The organism is Burkholderia sp. BCC1640, assembly GCF_902833125.1.
In the GTDB taxonomy this organism is placed as follows: domain Bacteria; phylum Pseudomonadota; class Gammaproteobacteria; order Burkholderiales; family Burkholderiaceae; genus Burkholderia; species Burkholderia diffusa.
In genome coordinates this window covers 35,149-58,110 of sequence record NZ_CADFEF010000034.1, presented here as the reverse complement: position 1 = coordinate 58,110, position 22,962 = coordinate 35,149, and the positions used below count along the sequence as shown (strand labels likewise).

Genomic DNA, 22,962 nt, shown 5'->3' with positions numbered 1-22,962 from the left:
GGCTCAACATGACGGAGCGCAACGACGGCGCGCGGTACTGCATCATCGGCGCGGGCGCGGCGGGCATCACCGCCGCGAAGAACCTGCTCGCGGCCGGCATCGGCTTCGACGTGATCGAGCGCGAGGACGACGTCGGCGGCAACTGGTACTACGGACGGCCGAGCGGCGCGGTATATCGCTCGATCCACATGATCAGCTCGAAGCGGTTTTCCGAATACACCGACTTTCCGATCCCCGACGACTATCCGACCTACGCGCGCGGCGACCAGGCGCTCGCGTATCTGCGCGCGTACGCGCGGCGCTTCGGCGTGTACGACCGGATCGAATTCGGCCGTTCGGTGCTCGAGATCGCGCCGGTGCAGGGCGGCACGCAGTGGCGCGTCGAACTCGATCGCGGCGAAGTGCGGACCTATCGCGGCGTGATCGTCTGCAACGGGCATCTGTCGCATCCGCAACTGCCGGACTATCCGGGGCATTTCGACGGGCTGCAGCTTCATTCGTCGCAGTACCGCACACCGGAGATCTTCGACGGCAAGCGCGTGCTCGTGGTCGGCGCCGGCAATTCCGGCTGCGACATCGCGGTCGAGGCGTCGCATCATGCGAGCGCGGTATTCCACAGCACGCGCCGCGGCTACTACTACTGGCCGAAATTCCTGTTCGGGATGCCGGCGGACGAGTGGGCGGAGTGGCCGCTGCGGCTGCGCATGCCGCTCTGGGCGCGGCGCTTTTTCGGCGAACGGCTGCTGCGCCTGACGACGGCCGGACAGCCGGAGCACTACGGGCTGCGCAAGCCCGACCACAAGCTGTTCGAATCGCATTTCATCATCAACTCGACGCTGTTCTATCACCTCGGTCACGGCGATCTCGACGCGCGGCCGGACGTGCGCGAACTGAAGGGCGATCGTGTCGCGTTCGTCGACGGCAGCGAGGAGCCGATCGACGTGATCGTGTACGCGACCGGCTACCAGCCGAGCTTTCCGTTCATCGACCAGGCACACCTGCAATGGCGCAAGCAGCAACCGTCGCTGTATCTGAACCTGTTCGACGCGCAGCATCGCGATCTGTTCTTCATCGGGCTGTTCCAGACGTCGACCGGCAACTGGCCGCTGATGGACTATCAGGCGCAATTGCTCGCCCGCTATCTGCATGCGCGCGACACGGCGCCGCGCAAGGCCGCACGCATCGACCGGCTGATCCGGCGCGGCCGCTCGGACTGGAGCGGCGGCATCGCATTCCATCGCACGCCGCGGCACGTGATCGAGGTCGAGCATTTCGCGTACCGGCTGCAGTTGCGGCGGCTGATACGCGCGTTGCCGGCCGTGTCCGGCGGCGCCGGCGCGGATGCGTCGAAGGCGGCGCCGGTGCATGCGGTGCGCGCGGGAGGTGCGTCGTGAGCCTCGTGCATGTCGAACACCTGTCGAAGACGTACCTGCTCGACAGCGTGCGCGTGACCGGTCTCGCCGACGTGTCGGCGACGCTCGACGCGGGCCGCTTCACCGTGCTGAGCGGCCCGTCGGGTAGCGGCAAGACGACGCTGCTGAACCTGATCGGTTGCATCGACCGCCCCGACAGCGGGCGCGTGACGATAGCCGGTCACGACACGGCGTCGCTGTCCGACGATGCGTTGTCCGATTTTCGCGCGCGCCATGTCGGCCACGTGTTCCAGACCTTCAACCTGCTGCCGGTGCTGTCCGCCTACGAAAACGTCGAGTATCCGCTGCTGATGTCAGGCTGGGCGCCGGCGCGCCGCGCCGCGCGGGTGCGCGACCTGCTCGACGCGGTCGGCCTGGCCGACAAGGCGCGGCACCGGCCGAGCCAGCTGTCGGGCGGCCAGCGCCAGCGTGTCGCGATCGCGCGCGCGCTCGCGGCCGAGCCCGCGATGGTCCTCGCGGACGAACCCACCGCGAACCTCGACAGCGCGACCGGGCACGCGATCATCGAACTGATGCGCACGATCCAGCGCGAGCGCGACGTGTCGTTCATCGTGTCGTCGCACGATCCGCACGTGGTGAAGGTGGCCGACGCGGTGATCCGGATTCTCGACGGCCGCATCGTCGGCCACGAACGGGCCGGCGGCGACACGGCGACGCAGGAGGTGTGCCGATGACCCATACGCTGATGCTCGCGCTGCGCAATCTGCAGCGTAACCGCCGGCGCTCGCTCACCACGCTGCTCGCGATGATCGTCGGCGTCAGCGCGATCCTGCTGTTCGGCGGCTTCAGCCGCGACATCACGCTCGGCCTGCAGACCGACTTCGTGCAGCGCAGCGGCCACCTGCAGATCCAGCGTCAGGGCTATTTCCTGTACGGTACGGGCGACCCGGCTGCATACGGGATTCGCGATTACCCGGCGCTGATCGAACGACTGCGGCGCGATCCGCAACTCGTGCCGCTGCTGCAGGTCGTCACGCCGACGCTGCAGTTCGGCGGGATCGCCGGCAACTTTGCGGCCGGCGTGTCGCGCACCGTGATGGGCTTCGGCGCGATTCCGGACGACCAGTACCGGATGCAGCAATGGAACGCGTACGGGTTCCCGCTGCGGCCGCGTGCGTTCGCGTTGCGCGGCAGCGCCGACGACGCGGCGATCGTCGGCCTTGGCGTCGCGCGCGTGCTGCACCTGTGCGCACCGCTGCGCGTGCCGGATTGCCATGATGCGCCGCCGGGCCCGGCCGAGCCGGCCGCCGACGGTCCGGCTGCGAGCGCGCCTCCCGACGTGCTCGCGCTCGCGCAGGCCGAGGCCGGCACGCGGCCGGCCGCCGACGGCGCGACCCATGTCGAAGTGCTGACCGCGAGCGCGGGCGGTGCGCCGAACGTCGGCCGCTTCTCGGTCGTGAAGGCCGACCAGCAGGGCGTGAAGGAGCTCGACGACGTATATCTCGCGGTGCGCCTGCCGCAGGCGCAGCGGCTCGTCTACGGCGGCGCCGCGCCGCGCGCGACCGCGATCGAGATCCAGCTCGCGCGCACGGCCGATCTGCCCGCGGCGCGGGCGCGCATCGAGCAACTGCTGCACGGCGGCTTCGACGGCCAGCCGCTCGACGTCGTCGATTTCGCGACGCTGAACCCGTTCTACGACCAGACCAACCGGATGTTCTCGGTGATCTTCGGCTTCGTGTTCGTGCTGATCAGCGCGATCGTGCTGTTCGTGATCAGCAACACGATGAGCACCGCGATCATCGAGCGCACCGTCGAGATCGGCACGCTGCGCGCGATGGGCATGCGGCGCGGCGGCATCCAGCGGCTGTTCGTCTGCGAGGGCGCGCTGCTCGGCGTGGCCGGCGCGTCGCTCGGCGTGCTGGTCGCGCTTGCGATCGCCTCGATCGTCAATCACAGCGGGCTCGCGTGGACACCGCCCGCGCGAATCGACGCCGTCGCGTTGACGGTGCGCGTGTGGGGCGAGTGGCGAACCATCGCCGTCACGTTCGTCGGGCTCGCGTGCGTGGCCGGGCTGTCCGCGTGGCTGCCGTCGCGGCACGCTGCGCGGCTGTCGATCGTCGATGCGCTGCGGCATGTGTGATGTCGCCCGGATGCCGCGTTTTTCGTTCACTTCACTTTCGGGAGAGCGCTCGTGCGTCGCCTGTTCGTTTCATGCTGTCTGAGTCTTTCGTTCCTGACCGGCGTCGCGCACGCGCAGCCGACGCCCGATCCGCAGAAGCTGCTCGCGGCGAGCGACGCGATCCGCGCGCCGGAGAAATCGTTCGTGCTGACCGCGACGCTCGTCGAGTACCGCTCCGGCAAGCAGGTCGACGGCAATACGCTGTCGATCCATTCGAAGCCGGACGCGCCCGGCGGCGCGTTCCGCACGCTGGTGCGCTTCGTCGCGCCGGCGCGCGACACGGGCAAGCTGATGCTGAAGAACGGCAACGATTTGTGGTTCTACGACCCGGCAAACCAGGCGAGCGTGCGGATCTCGCCGGACCAGCGGCTGCTCGGCCAGGCGGCGAACGGCGACGTCGTGACGGTCAATCTCGCGCACGACTATACGGCCGAGCTGAAGGGCGTGGAGGACATCGTCGACGGCGATCGGCAGACGCGCCGCGCGTACCGCCTCGCGCTCGCCGGCCACGGCGACGGGCTCACGTATCGCCGCATCGAGATCTGGATCGACGCGGCGAACAACCGGCCGCTGAAGGCACGCTTCTATTCGGAAAGCGACCGCCTGCTGAAGACCGCGTTCTATCGCCGCTACACGATGCAGCTCGGCGTCGAGCGGCCGACCGAGACCGTCATCATCGACGGGCTCGACAGCAACTGGGTCACGGTCATGCGCTTTTCCGACTACGCGTGGCGCGACATTCCCGATGCATGGCTGCAGCGCGACTACCTGTCCCGCTTCCAGGCGCAATGACGGTGCGGCAACGAGGCCGGATCGCGGCGGTCGCGTTCGCGTTGCTGCCGGCGTGCGTGCACGCGGCGGATGCGGGCGGGACGGGAGGCACGGCCGGCGTCGACGAAGCCGATGCCGCGGCGCTCGCGCTGGCCGACCAGCCGGCCGCGACGCCGCCCGACACCGCGAAGCCATGGAAGCTGAACGTGCAGGACGCGCTGCGTGCGAGCCGCTATCGCGACGGCGGCGAGGCCGGCCGCAACCAGTTGTCGATCGAGTTCGAGTACGGGCAGTGGCTGACGCCGTCGTTCGCCGCGCATTTCTCCATGCGCTTCGACCGGTTCGATCCGCTCGGCACATCGCGCACGTCGTCGCGCGACGTGACGCTCGTGAAGGAAGCGTATGCGAGCTGGCGCGCGTCGCCGGCATTCGTCGTCGACGCAGGCCGCGTGAACGAGCGGCTCGGCGCGGCGATCGGCTACAACCCGACCGACTTCTTCCGCGCCGGCGCGGTGAGCCTCGACGTGCCGCCCGATCCGGACAGCCGGCACACGAACCGGCTCGGCACGGTCGGGCTGCGCGCACAGCGGGTGTGGGACACGGGCTCGCTCGCGGCGCTGCTGTCGCCGCGGCTTGAGCGCCGCAGCGTGCCGGGCGACCCGGCCGCGGCGTCCGACCTGCAGCGCACCAACGGCGTCGATCGCTGGATGCTCGTCGCAAGCCAGCGGCTCAACGCGGCGATCCAGCCGCAATGGATCGTCTACGGCGAAAGCGGGCAGGCGCCGCAGTTCGGCCAGAATCTGAGCGTGCTGCTCGGCAACTCGGTGGTCGCATACGTCGAATGGACGGGCGGCTACCGGCGCTCGTTGATCGTGCGTGCCACCGGCGCGGCCGACGATCGCGCGTTCCGCAGCAGTTCGTCGGTGGGCGCGACGTGGACGCTGCCGGTCGATCTTTCGCTGACCGCCGAATTCCAGAGCAACGGCGGTGGCGCGGACGCGGCGCAATGGCGGTCGTTGCAGCGCGCGAACCCGATGGCATGGGGCAGCGCGGTGCAGACGTCGATCGCCGCACAGGAACTGCAGACCCGTCACGGCGTGTTCGTGATGGCGGCATGGCGCAACGTCGGCGTTCGGCGCCTCGACCTGTCGGGTTTCGTGCAGGCCGATCTCGGCGGCGGCCGGCAATACTGGCTCGAACTGCGGCGGCGCTTCGACCGGTTCGACGTCGCGCTGCAGTGGCTGCATCAGGGCGGGCCGTCGTGGAGCCGCTTCGGTGCGATGCCGGAGTCGACGAGCATTCAGGTGCTGGGCATTTTTTATCGATGACGCAAGGAGAATTCGAATGAGCAAACGCGCGCTTCAGGCGGCGACCGCCGTGCTTGCGCTGGTTCCGACGATCACCGGCGTGCTCGGGATGATGGGCATTCGCGACCCGCTGTACGCGTCGCTCGGCATCGCGCTGCCGGCCGACGCGACGCTGGACGGCAACCTTCGTTTCTATGCGGGCGTGTGGTTCGGGCTCGGGCTCGCGGCGTTTTCGGTGATCCCGCGGATCGAGCGGCAGGGACGGCTGTTCGCGACGCTGTGGATGATGATTTTTCTCGGCGGTGTCGGGCGGTTGATGTCGCTCGCGGCGCTCGGGTTGCCGTGGCCGCCGTTCGTCGGCTTCACGGCGCTCGAAGTCGTCGGCGCGCCGCTGTTCATCGCGTGGCAGCGGCGCGTGGCCGCGCATGCCGCATGGGAGAGTGAGAATGCATGACATCGACATCAACCGGCGTATCGCGCCGCGTCGTCGCGCCGATATCGCCGTGCAGGGCGTCGCGACGGTCCTGCGCGCCGTGGCGACGCGATGCGTGTCGCGCGTGCGCGCGGGGTTCATCGCCCGAATCGTGCTGCTCGCGTGCGTCGTGCTGGGTCCGGCGCAGGCCGGTGCGCAGACGGCGGTCGACGACTACGCGGCGACCCGTTATCCGATCATCCTCGTGCACGGGCTGACCGGAACGGACGATTATTTCGGCATCCTGCCGTACTGGTACGGCATCCAGGCTGACCTTCAGCGGCATGGCGCGACCGTCTACGTCGCCGATCTCTCCGGCTTCCAGAGCGACCTCGGCCCGAACGGGCGCGGCGAGCAGTTGCTGGCCTACGTGAAGCAAGTGCTCGCGGTGACGGGTGCGGCCAAGGTGAACCTGATCGGCCACAGCCAGGGCGGGTTGACGTCGCGCTACGTGGCGTCGGTCGCACCCGCGCTCGTTGCGTCGGTCACGACGATCGCGACGCCGCATCGCGGCTCGCAGTTCGCCGACTTCGTGCTGGGTGCGCTGAAGCTGGACCCGACCGGCCTGTCGACGCCGGTGTTCGGCGCGTTGCTGAACCTGTTCGGGATCCTCACCAGCAACACACACAACACCAATCAGGACGCCATCGCCGCGCTCAACGCACTGAGCACGACCTATGCCGCGCGGTTCAACCAGCTGTTTCCGAGCCCGGGGCTCGGCGCCGGCGCATGCGGTACCGGCGCACCGGTCGAGACGATCGGCGGCAACGTGCATCTGCTGTACTCGTGGAGCGGGGCCGCGTATCAGCCGGTGTCGCTGCTCGGCATCGTGACCGGCGCAGTCGACACCAGCGTGATTCCGGTCATCGATCCGGCGAACGTGCTGGATCCGTCGACGCTCGTGTTCCTGACGGCCGGCAACATCATGGCGCTGGCCGGCGCGGGCCCGAACGACGGCTTCACGTCGACCTGCAGTTCGCTGTTCGGCACGGTGATCTCGACGCGCTATCGCTGGAATCACTTCGACGCGATCAATCAGTTGCTCGGCATTCGCGGCGCGTATGCGGAAGACCCGGTCGCCACGCTGCGCGTGCAGGCGAACCGGCTGAAGCTGCGGGGCGTCTGAGCGATGAAAGTCCGGACCGCGCTGTCCCGCGCCGTGTTGTACGGCGCGACCGGGGCGATCGCCGTCGCCGCCGCGTGGCACGTGTTTGGTCGTCAGGCTGCGTCGCCGGCTGTCGCGGCTGCGCCGCCGCCCAGCCGTGCCGCGCCGCGCGGTGCGGCGGCGCAGCCGATGCTTGTCGCATCCGATGTCGCGTTGCCGGCATCGCTTGCAGGCACGCGTGCACCGAGTCTGCCGGTCGCGCCGGACGGGCACCTCGCGAAAGTGCGCGCGGTGCGGGAATTCTTCGATTACTTTTTGCTTGCGCAGCATGACCTGACGCCCATGGCGCTCGATGCGCTGGTCGCGCGCGAGATCGACGCGCAACCGATCGGCGCGGCGGCCCGCCGTGACGCGCTCGACGTGTGGCCGCGCTATCGCGCGTGCCTCGCCGCGTTCGATACGCAGCCGGGCGCGATGCAGGCTGGCGCCGGTCTCGATCCGGACGCGATCGCGGGCGAGCTCGAGCGGCGCGCGGCACTCGCGCGCCGCTGGCTCGGCGACTGGAGCACGCCGTTCTTCGACGCGGATGTCCGGCGGCAGGGCGACGACCTCGACCGGATCAGGATCGCGCGCGATCCGACGCTCGGCGACGCGCAAAAGCGCGCGCGCCTCGCCGCGCTCGACCAGGCGCTGCCGCCCGGCGAGCGTGACGCACGCGAGCGCGCGTCGCGACAACGCGACGCGATTGCAACGGTTGCGAGGCTCGACGGCCAGCGCGCAACGCCCGATGCGCTGCGCGCGCAGCTCGGTGCCGATGTTGCCGCGCGCGTCGTGCGGATGCAGCAGGACGACGACGCGTGGCAAGCACGCTATCGCGACTATGCGGCCGAACGCGACCGGCTCGACGCGCAGCAGCTTGCGCCCGACGTGCACGATGCGCAGATCGCCCAATTGCGGCGGCGCAATTTCTCGGATCCGCCGGATGCATCGCGGGCCGCATCGCTCGACGCGGGCAGGGCCGCGGCATCGGCGCGCTAGCACCGGTTTCCGAGTGCGCGCCGCCACGGCTCCCAAACATGTCGCGCGAAAAGTGTGCGATAGCCCACGTTTCCCGCATTCTTTTCGATTCGAGAATGATTTTAATTTTCCGAGTAAATCGCATTACCCCGTATTGGCATTCCCCCGTCATTTCCAATGATCCATCGAGCAATCCGCCTTATACGGAACAAGTTTAAATCGTGGATTTTTGATTGATGGTGCAAGTATCTTCGGATGGCGAACCGAACTGTCAAATTACTTCATGTAACGAGCGCGGAGTGTCGCGAACGGTTGGGCTGCGTGATACCTTTTTGCTCAATGTCACCGCGATGATAAGGCGGAAAAAACCGTTAAACCGGTGCGGTGAAAACAGCAGAAAGGTTCGGTGGCCGAGGGGCAGGGATACAACGTACGAGGTGCGCCGTGAGAGATCAGGCCAACAACGTCATCGAGTTGCCGCATGCACTTGGTGCCAATCATTTCCTGTCTGCGCTCGACGGAATCAGCCGTTCGGAATTGGCGCCTCATTTGATGCTTTCGAATCTCAAGACCGGCCAGGTGCTGTGCGATGCCGGCGACGATCTGGAGGCCGTCTATTTTCCGGTGACCGCGGGAATTTCCCTGCAATACACGGCGGGCGGCAAGACGACGCTCGGCGTGACGGAAATCGGCCGCGAAGGCCTCGTGTGCGACGACGTCATCGGCAGCGCGATGCAGCGCCGCGTCGTCGTCTATCGCGGCGGGTTCGCGTATCGGCTGTATGCGCACCGTTTCGCCGACGCGTGCGACGCATCGGCGGCGATCCGCCGGCAGGTCTTCGTGCGGATGCAGCTGGTGCTGTCCCAGGCGTCGCAGGTCATGTTCTGCAGCCGCCATCACGTGATGCGTCATCAATTGAGCCGCTGGCTGCTGATCGCCTACGAGCGCTCGCGCAGCATCGAGATTCCGGTCACCCACGGCATGCTGGGCCAGATGCTGGGCGTGCGTCGCGAGACCGTCACCGATACCACGCGGCAGCTCCACGAACTCGGCCTGATCCATCAGCATCGCGGTGCCGTCGTGCTGACGGATCTCGACGGTCTCGAACGGCAGGGCTGCGACTGCCATCGGGTCATCCGCGACGAAACGCGCCGCATCCTCGCGATCGATGCGGGTACGAATGCGGGTGCCGGGTTGTCGCGACGTATCCGGACGACCTAGTCGCCGGCGCGTCGTGCCGGCGCGCCTGCATGAGCGCCAGCGCGTCGCGAGCATGGAAGGGGGAGAGGCCTGAACGCAGGACGCGCATCGACGCGGCAGGCCGGTGCATCGAGAAGAATCAGAAAAGCAGTCATTCAGGTATGGAAAACATTTCGAAGCTCCAGAGTCAGCGCAGCTCGTTTCACGTGTGGCCATGGAGTCCGGCGCTCGGCATTCTGCCGATCGTCGTCGTGATCGGCGCGCTGGCCGGGTTCGTCGCCGTCAGCCTGATCGTGATCATGTCGTTGCGCGTGTACGTCGGTGGCGAAAGCAGCTGGTCGAAGGCGCAGAAGGACGAAATCATCCTGCTGAGCCGCTACGGGCAGACCGGCGACGAAAAATTGTTCGACGATTACCGGGCGGTCGACCGGACCCTCGCGTTCCTGGGCGTCGCGCGCCGCGCGATGACGAGCGTGCCGCCGGACCACGGCGTGGCGCGCCGGGCGCTGATCGAGGCGGGCATCAATCCCGTCGATGCGGCGGCGGTGGTGTGGTTCTATCCGATCCTGAGCAGCTTCGCGCGCCTGAACGCCGCGTTGCAATACTGGGAGGACGCGGACCGGCAACTGGTCGACCTGCGGGCGATCGCCAACGCACTGCGCGAGTCCGTGCACGCGGACGACGTCCGGCGCACGAGCCGCCTGAACCGCGCGATCTGGGATCTCAATTCGCGCATCGAACCGCTGCCGAAGCGCTTCTCCGCCGAGCTGAGCGCCGAATTCCGCTCGGCCGTCATTCAATTGTTCCTGTCGTACGTCGTGGCGTCGCTGCTGATCATCCTGCTGTCGGTGCGATGGGCGAGCCGCGCGCAACGCCAGCAGGTGTCGATGCAGACCGAACTCGACCGGAGCCAGGCGTTCGCCGAAGCCGCGCTGCGCTCGGTCGCCGATGCGATCGTCACGATCGGCCTCACGCGCAGCATCGAGACCGTCAATCCGGCGGCCGAACAGCTGCTCGGCGCGTCGTCGCGGCTGTGCGTCGGCAAACCGATCAACGACGTGCTGGACCTGATCGACACGTCGACCGGCATGTCGATCAAGCTGCTCGCGTCGCTCAGCAACAGCGGCGACCACACCTTCACCCGCGATCTCGACCTGATCCGCGTGTGCGGCTCGGCGGTGTCCGTGCGCGCGTCGCTGTCGAAGATGGACAACGCCGCCGGCCGCTGCGTGGGCTACGTGCTGATCCTGCGCGACATGACGCGCGAATACCAGTTGATCGAGAAGCTGACGTGGCAGGCGTCGCACGACGCGCTGACCGGCCTCATCAACCGCACGGCGTTCGAGCGGCGCCTGGGCGACGCGCTGGCGCAGCGCGGTGGCGGAATGTTGCTGGTGCTCGACCTCGACGGCTTCAAGGAAGTCAACGACGTGTGCGGGCACGCGGCCGGCGATGCGCTGCTGCGCGACGCGACGGCGGTGTTCGCGCGCTGTCTCGACGACGACGACGTGTTCGGCCGGCTGGGCGGCGACGAATTCGGCATCCTGCTGCCGGCCGCCCGCAATGGCGCGCCGGACGGCGGCAAGGCGGAGCGTATCCGGGCATGTCTCGAGGACTTCACGTTCCAGTGGGAAGGCGAGCCGTTCAAGATCAGCGTGAGCATCGGCGTGCTCGATCTCGCCTGCCGGCCCGAGAGCGTCGAGAAGGCGATGCAGATGGCCGACATCGCGTGCTACGTCGCGAAGGATCGCGGCCGCAACCGCGTGCACGTCGCGGATGCGCGCGACATGAACTCGGGCCGTCAGGCGTATCACATGCAGTGGAGCCGGCGCGTGAAGACGGCGCTCGAAACGAATTCGTTCCAGTTGTATGCGCAACGTATCGTGCCGATCCAGCCGGCGCTCGGCGCGCAGGAGCGCGCGGAGATCCTGCTGCGCATCCCGGACGCCGACGGCAAGCTGATCTCGCCGGTCTTCCTGCCGGCCGCCGAGCGCTACGGCCACATGACGATGATCGATCGCTGGGTCGTGCGCACCGTGATCCGGCGCCTCGCGCGGCTCGAACAGCGCCAGTACGTCGAATACAACGTGAACCTGTCGGCGATGTCGATCACCGACGAGCGCTTCGTGGAGTTCGTGATCGCCGAGTTGTCGGCGTCGGGGCTCGACCCGTCGCTGCTGTGTTTCGAAATCACGGAGACGAGCGCGGTCCGCAACCTGGAGGTCGCGTCGCGTTTCATGTGCGAGCTGCGCGACCTCGGCTGCCGCTTCGCGCTCGACGACTTCGGCGCCGGCATGTCGTCGTTTTCGTATCTGCGCCAGTTGCCGGTCGATTACCTGAAGATCGACGGCGGCCTCGTGTCGACCATGACGTCCGACAGCATCAAGCGCGGCATCGCGTCCGCGATCAACGACATCGCGCACGTGATGCAGTACCGCACCGTCGCCGAGCACGTCGAGGACACGGCGACGGCCGAGATGCTTCGCGCGCTGGGCGTCGACTATTGCCAGGGCTATTACTTCAGCCGCCCCGCGCCCTGGCAGGAAGGGGGATTCCATTGAACAAGCGAGGAACGAACGCATGAGTGCTCCATTTGAACTGACCGGCGACTTGATGGACCTGGCGAGCTATCCGGCCTGGCTGCGTGACGTGGTCGGCGCGACCGACGAGCTGAAGGCGCGCGTCCGCGCGCATCCGGTGTTTGCGGCGATGAGCGGCGGGACGCTGCGCGCGTCGCAACTGCGCGCATTCTTCGTGACCGGCTGGGCCGTGGTCAGCCAGTTTCCGGAATACATGGCGATGAACCTGCTGAAGACCGCCGCCTTTCGGTCGCGCGGCGACGAGAAGGCGCGGCGCTATCTGATCCGCAATATCCGCGTCGAGCAGAATCACGTCGATCACTGGGCCAACTGGGCCGCGGAATCGGGGGTCACGATCGACATGCTGCTGCACGGCGACGCGCCGCTCGCCGGATTCGCGCTGAGCCACTGGTGCTGGAGGAGCGGCAGCACCGACGCGCTCGCGCCGAGCATCGCCGCGACCAACTATGCAATCGAAGGCGTGACCGGCGAGTGGAGTGCGTTGCTGTGCGCATCGCCGTACGAACAGCAGTTCGATCCGGCCGTGCGGCATCGCGCGATGCGCTGGCTCAAGCTGCATGCCGATTACGACGACCGGCATCCGTGGGAAGCGCTGGACATCGTCGCGACGCTGCTCGGGCAGTCGCCCCCGGCTCGCGACGTGCGGGACGTCGAGACGTCGATCCGCAAGAGCCTGAGCTATTTCCTGACGAGTCTCGATTGCTGCATGCATGTGTAGTCGCCGGCGCCGTACGCTCGCGGGTTCGAACAGGCCGTGCCGGGCCGTTCCGGTCGGACGGCAGGTCGACGTGACGTCGCGATGCGCCGGGCGGGCCGTCGTGCCGGACGATTGTCCATGACCACCCAAGTTCTCGTCGTAGATCCCGATCCGCGGATGCGCGACATGATTCGCGCGCTCCTGCGCGGCTGCCAGATCGAGACGTCGGCGCTCGACGACGTGTCGCTGCTGCCGGGGCACGTGACGGCGGCACCGCCCACCTTGATCGTGTTGCGGGTCGAACGGCCGGCCACGACGTCCCACATGGCGCTCGGTGCGCTGCGGCGCGACGGTCACGACATGCCGGTGATCGTGATCAGCCGCAATGCGCAAGTGGTCGACAAGGTCGTCGCGCTCGAGCTCGGCGCGGACGACTATGTCGTCGAGCCGTTCGAGCCGATGGAACTGATCGCACGCGTGCGCAGCGCGATCCGTCGGTACGCGTCGCACCGCCCGGAGCCGGGGCGCGGGCGCGGGAAACCCGAATCCTATGCATTCGGCGACATCGAGGTGAATTTCGTCACGCGGCGCGCGACGCGCGCGGGAGCCGACCTCGGGTTGCGTGCGAGTGAATTCGCGCTGCTCGAACTGTTCATCTCGCAGCCGATGCGCGTCCTGTCGCGCGCGGAGATTCTCGCGCTGCTGGGACTGAGCGTGGCCGGGCGCTCCGAGCGCGGGCTCGACGTGCTGATCTTCCGGCTGCGCAACCTGGTCGAGCAGGCGGTCGGCGATTATCGCTATATCCGCACCGTGCGCGGGAAGGGTTACGTTTTCGTGCCGCTCGGCACGCTGGCCGACGACGCGGGTTAGCCGCCGCATGCGTGAGCCGGGCGCGTCGCGTGCCGGTATCGACCACTCTTCACCTTCGCCTGCCGCCATCGCCCCGGTTCGCCGTCGGGGCGACTTGCCATTGTCGCTTCCGAACGACCGTGCTAAATTTCCCGCCAGCATTTGCTGCCGACCTGTTCGCGCCGCACGGATGATGGTGTCGCGGTGCGGGCCGCCTGGCCTGCGCCGCTCGCGGGCGCGTCCCGCTGCCGTATCGATGCGCGGCGATGTCGCGTAAGGAGGATGGAGAGCATGAAAGCCCTGTTGTGTACCGCATTCGGCCCGATCGACCGCTTGCGTATCGAGGACGTCGCGATTCCCGAACCGGCAGCCGGTCAGGTGCGGATCCGCGTGAAGGCGGCGTCGCTCAATTTCCCCGATGCGCTGATCGTCCAGGGCCTGTATCAGATGAAGCCGGCATTGCCGTTCTCGCCCGGCGCCGAATTCGCCGGCGTGATCGACGCGGTCGGCGACGGCGTGAGCGCCTGGCGGCCGGGCGACGAGGTGGTCGCGTTCACCGGCCACGGCGGCTTCGCCGAGCAGTGCGTGGCCGACGTGCACCAGATCGCCGCGCTGCCGCCGGGGATGACGTTCGAGCAGGGCGCGGCGCTCGTGCTGGCCTACGGCACGTCGCTGCATGCGCTGCAGCAGCGCGCGCGCCTGCAGCAGGGCGAGACGCTGCTGGTGCTGGGCGCGGCCGGCGGTGTCGGGCTCGCCGCGATCGAGATCGCGAAGGCGCTGGGCGCGCGCGTGATCGCGGCCGCGTCGAGCGCGGACAAACTGGCGCTGTGCCGCGAAGCCGGCGCCGACGATACGATCGACTATGCGACCGAGGACCTGCGGCGCCGCGTCGACGAACTGACCGGCGGACGCGGCGCGGACGTCGTCTACGATCCGGTCGGCGGCGCGTACAGTGAAGCCGCGCTGCGCGCGACCGCGTGGCGCGGCCGGTTCCTCGTGGTCGGTTTCGCCGCCGGCGAAATTCCGAAGATCGCGCTGAACCTTGCACTGCTCAAGGAACGCGACATCCTGGGCGTGTTCTGGGGCGACGCGGTGCGGCGCGACCCCGCGCAGCATGTGGCGAACATGCGGCAGCTCGCGCAATGGTTCGCGGCCGGCAAGGTGCGGCCCGCGATCACCGAGCGCGTGCCGCTCGCGGGTGCGGCCGACGCAATTGCGCGCATGGCGAACCGGCAGGTCAAGGGCAAGGTCGTGATCCTGCCGGAAGCGTGATTACGCCGGTGCCGATTCACGCGGCGGCGGCCCGACCGGGCGCCGCCTTCGATCAAGGTTCTTTCGTGTGACGTTACCGGAGTCGCTGACCATGCAACCCCTGTCGAATCTGCAACCCGCCGTCGCGTCCTCGCTTGCTGCGTGGCATGCGATGCTCGCGCGCAAGGATTTCAGCGAGCTCGACACGATCGTCCATCCGGACGCCGTGTTCCGTTCGCCGATGGCGTTCAAGCCGTACGGGCCGGCGCCCGCGCTGTTGCTCGCGCTGCGCACGGTGCTCACGATTCTCGAGAACTTCGAATATCACCGCGCGTTCGCCGACGACGACGGCACGAGCGTCGTGCTGGAGTTCAGTGCGACGGTCGGCGACAAGCGGCTGAAGGGGATCGACATGATCCGCTTCGACGCCGACGGACGGATCGTCGAATTCGAGGTGATGATCCGTCCGTTCAATGCGCTGCAGGCGCTCGGCGCGGAAATGGGCGCGCGGCTCGGGCAGCAACTGCCGGCGTTCAGGGCCGGCGGGTGAGGGGGCGGCGACGCCCCGTCTGCATTCATTGACGCAGTCAACTCGACGATGCGTGGTGGGCCTGGCCGCGCGCGGTGCTCTCCGGTGCGTCGCCGAGGAAGTCCGGCAACGCCCGCGGCGGCAGCGAAATCACGAAGCGTGCGCCGCCGAGCGGCGAATCCTCGAGCCGCACGTCGCCGCCGTGCACGAGCGCGACGCGTCGCACGATCGCAAGCCCGAGCCCGAACCCGCCGGTCTGTCGGTCGCGGCTCGAGTCGAGCCGCTGGAACGGTTCGAACACGCGCGCGCGTTCGGCGACCGGAATGCCAGGGCCGTCGTCGTCGACGCTCAGCACCAGCGCGCCGGACGCGTCATGCGTCGCGGACAGCAGGACCGTGCGCGACGCGTAACGTGCGCCGTTGCGGATCAGGTTCAGCAGCGCGCGTGCGACGAGCTTCGGATCGCACACGTGCGTGGCAGGGGCGTCGGTCGTCGACACGCCGAGCGTGAGGCCGCGGTCGGCGACGTCGTTCGCGACGTTGCCGGCCACGCTGTCGATCAGCGCATCGACGACGACGTCCATCGGCGCGAGCTCGCTTGCGCCTTGTTCGAGCCGCCCGATCGTCAGCAGTTCGGTCACGAGATCGTCGAGTTCGCGCACGTCGCGTCGCAGTTCGTCGCGGCGTTCGCGCATCCGGCCGCTGTCGTCGGAGTCGGCGAGTAGTGCGAGGCCGAATTCGAGGCGGGCGAGCGGCGTCTTCAGCTCGTGAGAGATGCCGTGCATCATTTCGCGCTGCTGCTTGATCGACGCCTCGATCCGCTCGGCCATGTCGTTGAACTGTTGCGACAGCTCGTAGATGTTCGATCGCCCGGACAGCTTCACGCGCGTCGACAGGTTGCCCGCGCCGAACGAATGCGCGGCGGCCTGCAGCTTGCGCAGGTCACGCCAGTGATACGAGATCCACAGCACCACGGCGAACAGCGCAGCGAGCGCGAGCAGCAGGTACGCGTAGATCTTGATGTCGAGGTCCGGCGCCTCGGTCGGACGTGCATGCAGCACGGCGCCGTCCGCGAGCGGCATGTAGTAATCCTTGGCGTCGTAGCTGATCGCGATGCGGCCAGCGTCGAGGTCGCGCAGCGGTGCGCCGCTCAATTGCGCGCGGGCATCGGCCATCGTCATGAAGCCGAATCCTTCGTTGCCGTGCTTCGCGAGTTCGCGTAGCGCGAGCATGCGCTGCGCGCCCGGATGACGCTCCAGATAATCGTTCAGCACGAACGCGTAGGTCGTCAGCGAATCGCGCTGCGCCTGCGCGACGCGATCGTAGAAGATCCGGTCGAACGAGAACTGGATGAACGCGATCGATCCGGCGACGAACAGGATCACGATGAGGTACAGCCTGATCAACGGGCGCAGCATTTATTCGTCCCACGCGGAAGGGCTGAACAGGTAGCCGCGGCCCCAGATCGTCTTGATCTTGTGCGGCTCCGACGACGCATCCTCGAAGCGGCGGCGCAGCTTCGAGATGCCGGAATCGACCGAGCGGTCGAGCCCGTCGAACTCGATCCCGCGCAACTGCTTCAGGATGTCGTCGCGGCTCAGCACGGTGCCGGCCGCACGCGCGAGGATCAGCAGCAGGTTGAACTCGGCCGTCTTCAGGTCGACAGGTTCGCCGCGCCATGTGACGGTTCGGTTCGGCGGCGAGATCGTCAGTTCTCCGAATATCAGCGCTTCGGGCGCGGCAGCGGGCGTGTCCGAAGCGGCCGGTTGCGCGCGGCGCAGCAGCGCGCGGGCGCGCGCCACCAGTACGCGCGGCTCGATCGGCTTCGTCACGTAGTCGTCGGCGCCGGTTTCGAGGCCCGCGACCTGGTCGTAGACGTCCGCGCGCGCGGTGAGAATCAGCACCGGGACGTTGGTGAATGCGCGAATGCGCCGGCACACTTCCATCCCGTCGAGGTTCGGCAGCATCAGGTCGAGGATCACGAGCGCGGGCTGGTGCTCGCGCACCGCCGCGACCGCGAGATCGCCGCGTCGCACGACCGTCACCGCGAATTCGTAGTTGTCGAGGTATTCGCGCACGAGCTGCGCGAGGCGATCGTCGTCCTCGATCAGCAGTACACGGTATTTGAGCGGATTGTCGTACATGGTCTCCTCGATGTGCACGCGTCGTCCCGCATCACGGCAGGCGGGCGCGCGGCGCGGCACGCGAATTCTATCCGGCGTTCCGGTGGCCCGGGCAGCAGGACGACAATCGCGAACAATCGAACACAATTGGGCACAGATTCCCCGCAGATTCCGGACAGTCCCGGCGCACGGCGGCACCTAGACTTCGGGCTCCGTCACTCTTATTTCAATATTGTGCGCCCAACCCTTCGCCGCTCCCGTTATTGCATGCCGCTTGCCGGCCTGACGCTTGCCGCAGCCGCCCATGCGGAAAACCAGTATTCGCTTTCGCTTGGCGGCGGGTTCACGCCGCGCTACCAGGGGAGCAACCAGTATCGCGGCATCGTCGCGCCGGGTTTCTCCGCGAAGTTCGGCAACGGCTTCTTCATCGACAGCACCGCGGGCGCCGGCTATCGGCTGGACCTGCCGCACGGCGCGTTCGTGTCGGCGGCGGTGAGCTATGACGTGGGCCGCACGGACGAGAACCGCTTCGACCTGCCCGGTTCGGATTACCTGAAGGGGATGGGCCGAATTCCGGGCTCGGTGCTCGTCGGCGTGCGGGCAGGGCTGACGCTGTTCGATGCGGCGGAGCTGAGCGTGACGGTCGACGCCCCGGTGACGCATACGTCGCGCGGCGTGTCGGGGCACGTTGACCTCGCGGTGCCGGTGTTCAAGACCGCGCGGCACGAGATTGTCGTGACGGGCAGCGCGCATGCCGGGACCGGACGCTACACGCAGACGTTCTACGGCGTGACCGACGCGCAGTCGCTGGCGAGCGGGTTCAGGCCGTATTCGACGAGCGGCGGGGTCGACAGCGCGACGCTGTCGCTCGCGTGGAACTGGGACGTGTCGCGGCACTGGTCGGTGCGTGCGACCGGCGGCTTCACGCGCCTGCTCGGGCGTTATGGCGACAGCCCGATCGTGCAGACGCGCAGCAATTACTACGGGATGGCCGGCGCGACGTACAAGTTCTGAACGGGACGCCGGCCCGCATCGCGCATGCGGGATGCCGGCGCCGCGGTCACGGTTGCTGCGGATCGCGTGCGGTAACATGCACGCGGGTCCGGCGCGACGCCGGGCCCGCGACACAGGTAAGGCGAAGTGGCTTGACCGCGTCGCGCAGTGCCGCCGTTCGCCGGCCCGCATCCGCCGGGATGCGGCTCGTGCCGCGCGCGGAGTCGATGACGCACGCAATGCCCGGCGGCTCACGTCATGCGTCGCATGAACGGCCGGGGCACTTCAGGGAGGAACCGATGAAGAAATCGATCGCGATGCTCGTGGCACTCGTTGCGAGCGCAACCTTTGCAGGATGTGCGGACATGAACACGAAACACCCCAACGCCACCGCCGGCGGCGCGGTGATGAACCCGGCTCCGTCGGGCGCCGTGAACGCATGCAAGGCCGACGCCGCACCGGACGATGCGCTGATCGGCAAGACCGAGACCGAGGCGGCCGCGCTGCTCGACGGCTGCCTGTGGCGCGTGCTCGAGCGCGACGGCCAGTCGTTGCCGGGCACGATGGACTATCGCCAGGAGCGCCGCGACCTCGGCATTCGCGACGGCAAGGTGATCTGGGTGCGGCGCGGGTGACGCGGCGAGCCGGCGCGTGCGTTACTTCGAGAGATACCAGAGCGCGTCGGTGCTGACGCGCGCAGCCGGCTTCGTCGCGGCCGGCGCCTGAGGTGTCGCGACAGGGGGCGGCGTGTTCGACGTCACTGCGGTGGGCCAGGTCGCGGGCGTCTGCGACGTGGTCGATGTCGTCGAGGTATTTGCCGTACTCGAGGTCGCTGCCGAACCCGACGTCGATGCCGTATCGATATACCAGAGCGCATCGGACGATGCAGTGCGCTTGGCCGACGCATCGGCGGTGTGCTTCACCGTCGGCGACGTGGCGGCCGTTGCCGCCGCGCCCGAACGCGGCGTGCCCGTTGCCGTCCCCGTGCCTGCCTGCGCGATCGCTCCCGCCGCGCCGCGCTGCGCGCGCGCCTCGAACGGCCCGAGCTGGAAGATTAACGTTTGCGCGGGACGCGTCAGAACGGCATACGGGAACTGCAGCTCCCACGACATCAGCACGCGGCCCGACGACGTCTCGGTGAAGATCGCCGGCACGTGCTTCATGTCGCTGAATTGCACGTAGATTCGCGCGCCGTCGTCGAACACCTGGGTCGGCTTGGCCTGGTCGGCGCCCGTGACCGTCCAGCCGAAGTTGTACGTGCCGGCCGGGCCGGCGGGCCCGCCTTGCGGCGGCGGCGGCGGGGCGGCCGGCGCGAGCGTGCGGGCACGCGCGGCCGGCGGCGCCGACACGCTCAGGCTTGCGAACGGGTTGTACGCCTGCACCTGCTGCGGCGGCGTGAAAGAGGGTGGCAGGATGGGCATGGGAGTATCCGGCGAATCCGGCATGGTCCGGATTGCATCATAGACCTTGCGCGCATACGCGAGGCGCTTGTCGGGCGACGCGGAGTTGTACGCGCCGATCGCGTTCCAGTTGGCGCCGAGCTGGCGGATGTTCTGCGACAGGATCCACGCGCCGACGTACGCATTGGTGCACGCGTCGAACAGGCTTTCCCGCGAGATGCCTTCGCGCGCGAGCGTCGGCAGCCAGGTGCTGTTGATCTGCATCAGCCCGATGTCGACGGTGCCGTTCGTGTTGGTGTTGACGGCGTTCGGGTTCATTCCCGATTCGACCTGAGCGATGCCGCGCAGCAGGCTCACACTTACCTTCTGGAACGTGGCCGCGTCGTCGAGGCAGTCGGCCCGCGCGAATCCGTGCAGCGCGCACGACAGCGCGATCGTCGCGGCGATCTTCGGCGTGGCGTGGTTCATCGAACGGGCAGTCTGACGCGGCATGGCAGGATGGGGCGGAATCCGGCCGCCCGGTGCAAGGAAATTACGCAGACGCGAAGTGTGCCATAGCGCGCCGTCAAATGGCTCGCGTCAAACTTTCCTTTGCATTTGCCGGCGCATGTGCAGCGCATTGTCGTTGTCGCCGGCATCGACGCGCGACGGGACGGAATCGGTAAAAAAGACTGCAATCGCCCGCATGCCGGCAGGCGGGTGCGATCGCAATACTGACGCGGCGCGTCAGATGCGCCGCGAAGGCGGTCGTGAATGGCACGGCGAAGCGGAATGACGCGCGGTGCATCCGGCGGTGCGCGGGCCGTGGAAACGACGACGGCGGCCGCAGCCGCCGCGTCGATGAATCCCCGATTCCCGAATCCGGTACCGATCGACCAGCCGCGCCATGCCGCGCGCGGCCGGCCGTCGTCGATCAGAAGCGGTGACGCAGGCCGAGGTTGACCATCGTCTGCGAACTTGTGCCCGCGTAGCCGTACGAACCGATCGATGCCTGCGCGGCCATCGACCCGCCGTTGCCGTCACCCGTCCGGCCGCTCGCGTGCTGATACGCGGCGGTCAGGTACACGTCGGTGCGCTTCGACAGGTTGTAGTCCGCGCCGGCCGACACCTGATGATAGGTCGCTGACGTATCGCCGCCCGAGCGCGTATAGCTGTAGCCGACGCCGACGAGCAGCACATTGGTCGCCTGGTAGTTCACGAAGCCCTGGCCGGTGTTGTAGTGCTCGTTCGAGTTGAACACCGAGCTCGCGTCACGGCGGTACTGCGCGTTGCTGTAGCCGAGACCAAACGTGAACGGGCCGGCGACGTACTGGCCCGCGATGCGGGCGATGCCGATCGAGTGCGCGCTCGCATAGCCGGTGTTGATCGGGCCGTCGAAGGTGCCGTCCGACGAGCTGGTCCAGCCGTTGCGCAGCCCGTTCGACGCGGGGCTGTTGGTCGCGTGGAAATAGCCGCCCGCGACGCTGAACGGGCCGTTGTTGTACGACACGGCGGCCGAATACGACTGCGCGGCGCCGGTGCTGCCGGCGATGCCGCCGAACGAGTACATCGCCGAGAACTGCAGGCCCGAATACACGGCCGACGTGTACTTCACCGCGTTGTCGACGCGGAAGCTGTTGTCGTAGTTGTCGACGTCGCCCGGCGTCGCGAACACGCTGCCGAGATAGTTGTCGGCGGTGATGCCCTGCACGAGGTCGACGAGCGGATCGTACTGGCGGCCGAACGTGAGCGTGCCGTAGCGGTCGCTCGTCAGGCCGACGAACGCCTGCCGGCCGAACAGGCGGCCGCCCTGGCCCTGCCGGCCGCTGCTCGGGTCGAAGCCGTTCTCGAGCTGGAACAGCGCCTTCAGCCCGCCACCGAGATCCTCGGTGCCCTTCACGCCCCAGCGGCTGCCGGCGAGATTGCCCGCGCTGCTGTTACCGAGCATCCAGGCATTGTCCTTGCCCTGCGCGTGATTCACGTACGTGATCGACGTGTCGATCACGCCATACAGCGTGACGCTCGACTGCGCATGCGCGGCGGGCATTGCCGCGAACGATGCGAGCGAAATCAGCGAGAGGGTCGTGCGTTTCATTTCATCTCCTGGCGATTGACTTGCTTTCTTGAACCGGATTGGCAGGAGACTACCGAGCCGCCGACGAACGGCAAAAACGAAATTCTCCGATGTGACTTAAAGCAGACAGGCGCAGGCTGCGGCAAGGTCCATTGAGAGATTCACATTATTGAGAATTGTGCATCAATCGATTTGAATTTCAAGATGGAGAGATCGGCGTATTGCCGGATTCGTGATAATTCCGCACGATTTTCAGGTGAATTTCGATGGCGACGCATTCGTCGTCGATTCATCAATTGATTATTTAATGAATTGAAGCGCGCGATGCGGGCCCGGTGTGTTATTGGGCGCTCGCGTTCGCCGTCTGCGGCGATTGGCTCAGGGTGCGAGAATGCGGCCTTCGGCCGGCACGCGTCGTGCCGCTCATCAGGGAACCCGCATGGACAGTCACATCGCTCCGGTGGAGCTGAAGAAAGCCTACCGTCTCCTCAACCACGGCCCGACCGTGCTCGTGTCGGCCCGTCACGACGGCGTTGACAACGTGATGGCCGCCGCGTGGGCCTGCGCGCTCGACTTCCTGCCGCCGAAGCTGACGGTCGTGCTCGACAAGTCGGCCAAGACGCGCGAGCTCGTCGAGCGCAGCGGCACCTTCGTCATCCAGGTGCCGACGGCTGCGCAGTTGCAGCTCACGCATGCGGTCGGCAGCCACAGTCTCGCGGAGCGGCCGGACAAGCTCCGCGAGGCGGGCGTCGCGCTGTTCGACGTCGAAGGCCACGACCTGCCGTTCGTCGCCGGCTGTTCGGGCTGGCTCGCATGCAAGCTGATTCCCGAGCCGCACAACCAGCAGACCTACGACCTGTTCATCGGCGAGGTGGTCGGCGCGTGGTCCGACACGCGCGTGTTCCGCGACGGCCACTGGTATTTCGAATCGGCCGATCCGGCGCTGCGCAGCCTGCACTACATCGCGGGCGGCAACTTCTATGCGATCGGCGAATCACTGCACGTCGATCCGGGCCAGCCGGACCCGCAATAAGCGTTCGGCCG

The 22,962-nt window shown here is 67.7% G+C and carries 21 protein-coding genes; 17 read left to right on the top strand and 4 right to left on the bottom strand.

Going from position 1 to position 22,962, the window contains the following annotated elements:
• Positions 1-8 precede the first annotated feature (8 nt).
• The 14 genes from HWX25_RS28285 to HWX25_RS28220 all read left to right on the top strand — a co-directional run bounded on the left by HWX25_RS28285 (position 9) and on the right by HWX25_RS28220 (position 15,371).
• Positions 9-1,394 carry an NAD(P)-binding domain-containing protein gene (locus HWX25_RS28285; RefSeq protein WP_059700632.1) on the top strand — a complete coding sequence of 462 codons (1,386 nt, stop codon included), beginning with the start codon at positions 9-11 and terminating at the stop codon, positions 1,392-1,394.
• Entirely contained in the window at positions 1,391-2,107 is a 717-nt protein-coding gene (locus HWX25_RS28280) for an ABC transporter ATP-binding protein (protein ID WP_175911745.1), read from the top strand. The genes HWX25_RS28285 and HWX25_RS28280 overlap by 4 nt, the downstream gene beginning before the upstream one ends.
• Positions 2,104-3,513, top strand: a complete 1,410-nt coding sequence (locus HWX25_RS28275; RefSeq protein WP_175911744.1) for an FtsX-like permease family protein — start codon at positions 2,104-2,106, stop codon at positions 3,511-3,513. Before HWX25_RS28280 ends, HWX25_RS28275 begins: the two co-directional genes overlap by 4 nt.
• 51 nt (positions 3,514-3,564) lie before the next feature.
• Positions 3,565-4,344: an outer membrane lipoprotein-sorting protein gene (locus HWX25_RS28270; protein ID WP_175911743.1), complete on the top strand. Its 780-nt coding sequence runs from the start codon at positions 3,565-3,567 to the stop codon at positions 4,342-4,344.
• Positions 4,341-5,651, top strand: coding sequence for a hypothetical protein (locus HWX25_RS28265; protein ID WP_175911741.1), 1,311 nt, complete (start codon positions 4,341-4,343; stop codon positions 5,649-5,651). The genes HWX25_RS28270 and HWX25_RS28265 overlap by 4 nt, the downstream gene beginning before the upstream one ends.
• Before the next feature lie 16 nt (positions 5,652-5,667).
• A complete protein-coding gene (locus HWX25_RS28260; RefSeq protein ID WP_059691195.1) occupies positions 5,668-6,084 on the top strand; it encodes a DUF4345 domain-containing protein in 417 nt (138 codons plus the stop codon).
• The gene (locus tag HWX25_RS28255; RefSeq protein ID WP_244138804.1) at positions 6,077-7,228 is read left to right on the top strand and encodes a triacylglycerol lipase; all 1,152 of its coding nucleotides are present in this window, start codon (positions 6,077-6,079) and stop codon (positions 7,226-7,228) included. Before HWX25_RS28260 ends, HWX25_RS28255 begins: the two co-directional genes overlap by 8 nt.
• Positions 7,229-7,231: 3 nt before the next feature.
• Positions 7,232-8,245: a lipase secretion chaperone gene (locus HWX25_RS28250; RefSeq protein WP_175911739.1), complete on the top strand. Its 1,014-nt coding sequence runs from the start codon at positions 7,232-7,234 to the stop codon at positions 8,243-8,245.
• Positions 8,246-8,668: 423 nt separating this feature from the next.
• The gene (locus tag HWX25_RS28245; RefSeq protein ID WP_059815545.1) at positions 8,669-9,445 is read left to right on the top strand and encodes a Crp/Fnr family transcriptional regulator; all 777 of its coding nucleotides are present in this window, start codon (positions 8,669-8,671) and stop codon (positions 9,443-9,445) included.
• A gap of 140 nt (positions 9,446-9,585) precedes the next feature.
• Complete coding sequence (locus HWX25_RS28240; RefSeq protein WP_175911737.1) at positions 9,586-11,985, top strand: EAL domain-containing protein; 2,400 nt, start codon at positions 9,586-9,588, stop codon at positions 11,983-11,985.
• 19 nt (positions 11,986-12,004) lie between these two features.
• Positions 12,005-12,742 carry an iron-containing redox enzyme family protein gene (locus HWX25_RS28235; RefSeq protein WP_175911735.1) on the top strand — a complete coding sequence of 246 codons (738 nt, stop codon included), beginning with the start codon at positions 12,005-12,007 and terminating at the stop codon, positions 12,740-12,742.
• A gap of 117 nt (positions 12,743-12,859) precedes the next feature.
• On the top strand, positions 12,860-13,591 hold the full coding sequence (locus HWX25_RS28230) for a response regulator transcription factor (protein WP_175911733.1): 732 nt from the start codon (positions 12,860-12,862) through the stop codon (positions 13,589-13,591).
• A 270-nt stretch (positions 13,592-13,861) separates the two neighbouring features.
• Positions 13,862-14,842, top strand: a complete 981-nt coding sequence (locus HWX25_RS28225; RefSeq protein WP_175911731.1) for an NADPH:quinone oxidoreductase family protein — start codon at positions 13,862-13,864, stop codon at positions 14,840-14,842.
• Between the two features lie 85 nt (positions 14,843-14,927).
• On the top strand, positions 14,928-15,371 hold the full coding sequence (locus HWX25_RS28220; protein ID WP_175911752.1) for a nuclear transport factor 2 family protein: 444 nt from the start codon (positions 14,928-14,930) through the stop codon (positions 15,369-15,371).
• 37 nt (positions 15,372-15,408) lie between these two features.
• Here HWX25_RS28220 and HWX25_RS28215 read toward each other — a convergent pair whose 3' ends face one another.
• Entirely contained in the window at positions 15,409-16,767 is a 1,359-nt protein-coding gene (locus HWX25_RS28215) for an ATP-binding protein (RefSeq protein ID WP_175911729.1), read from the bottom strand.
• Positions 16,768-17,493 (bottom strand): response regulator, encoded by a 726-nt coding sequence (locus HWX25_RS28210; protein ID WP_175911726.1) that lies wholly within the window; start codon positions 17,491-17,493, stop codon positions 16,768-16,770.
• 246 nt (positions 17,494-17,739) lie between these two features.
• Here HWX25_RS28210 and HWX25_RS28205 point away from each other — a divergent pair, with 246 nt between their 5' ends.
• A complete protein-coding gene (locus HWX25_RS28205) occupies positions 17,740-18,486 on the top strand; it encodes a MipA/OmpV family protein (RefSeq protein ID WP_175911724.1) in 747 nt (248 codons plus the stop codon).
• Positions 18,487-18,764: 278 nt separating this feature from the next.
• Positions 18,765-19,100, top strand: coding sequence for a hypothetical protein (locus HWX25_RS28200; protein ID WP_059523359.1), 336 nt, complete (start codon positions 18,765-18,767; stop codon positions 19,098-19,100).
• Positions 19,101-19,121: 21 nt separating this feature from the next.
• Here HWX25_RS28200 and HWX25_RS28195 read toward each other — a convergent pair whose 3' ends face one another.
• Positions 19,122-20,357, bottom strand: a complete 1,236-nt coding sequence (locus tag HWX25_RS28195; protein ID WP_175911722.1) for a transglycosylase SLT domain-containing protein — start codon at positions 20,355-20,357, stop codon at positions 19,122-19,124.
• Between the two features lie 421 nt (positions 20,358-20,778).
• A complete protein-coding gene (locus HWX25_RS28190; protein WP_175911720.1) occupies positions 20,779-21,939 on the bottom strand; it encodes a porin in 1,161 nt (386 codons plus the stop codon).
• Positions 21,940-22,357: 418 nt separating this feature from the next.
• Between HWX25_RS28190 and HWX25_RS28185 the strand changes: the two genes are divergently transcribed.
• The gene (locus tag HWX25_RS28185; protein WP_059691203.1) at positions 22,358-22,951 is read left to right on the top strand and encodes a flavin reductase family protein; all 594 of its coding nucleotides are present in this window, start codon (positions 22,358-22,360) and stop codon (positions 22,949-22,951) included.
• The last annotated feature ends 11 nt before the right edge of the window (positions 22,952-22,962 follow it).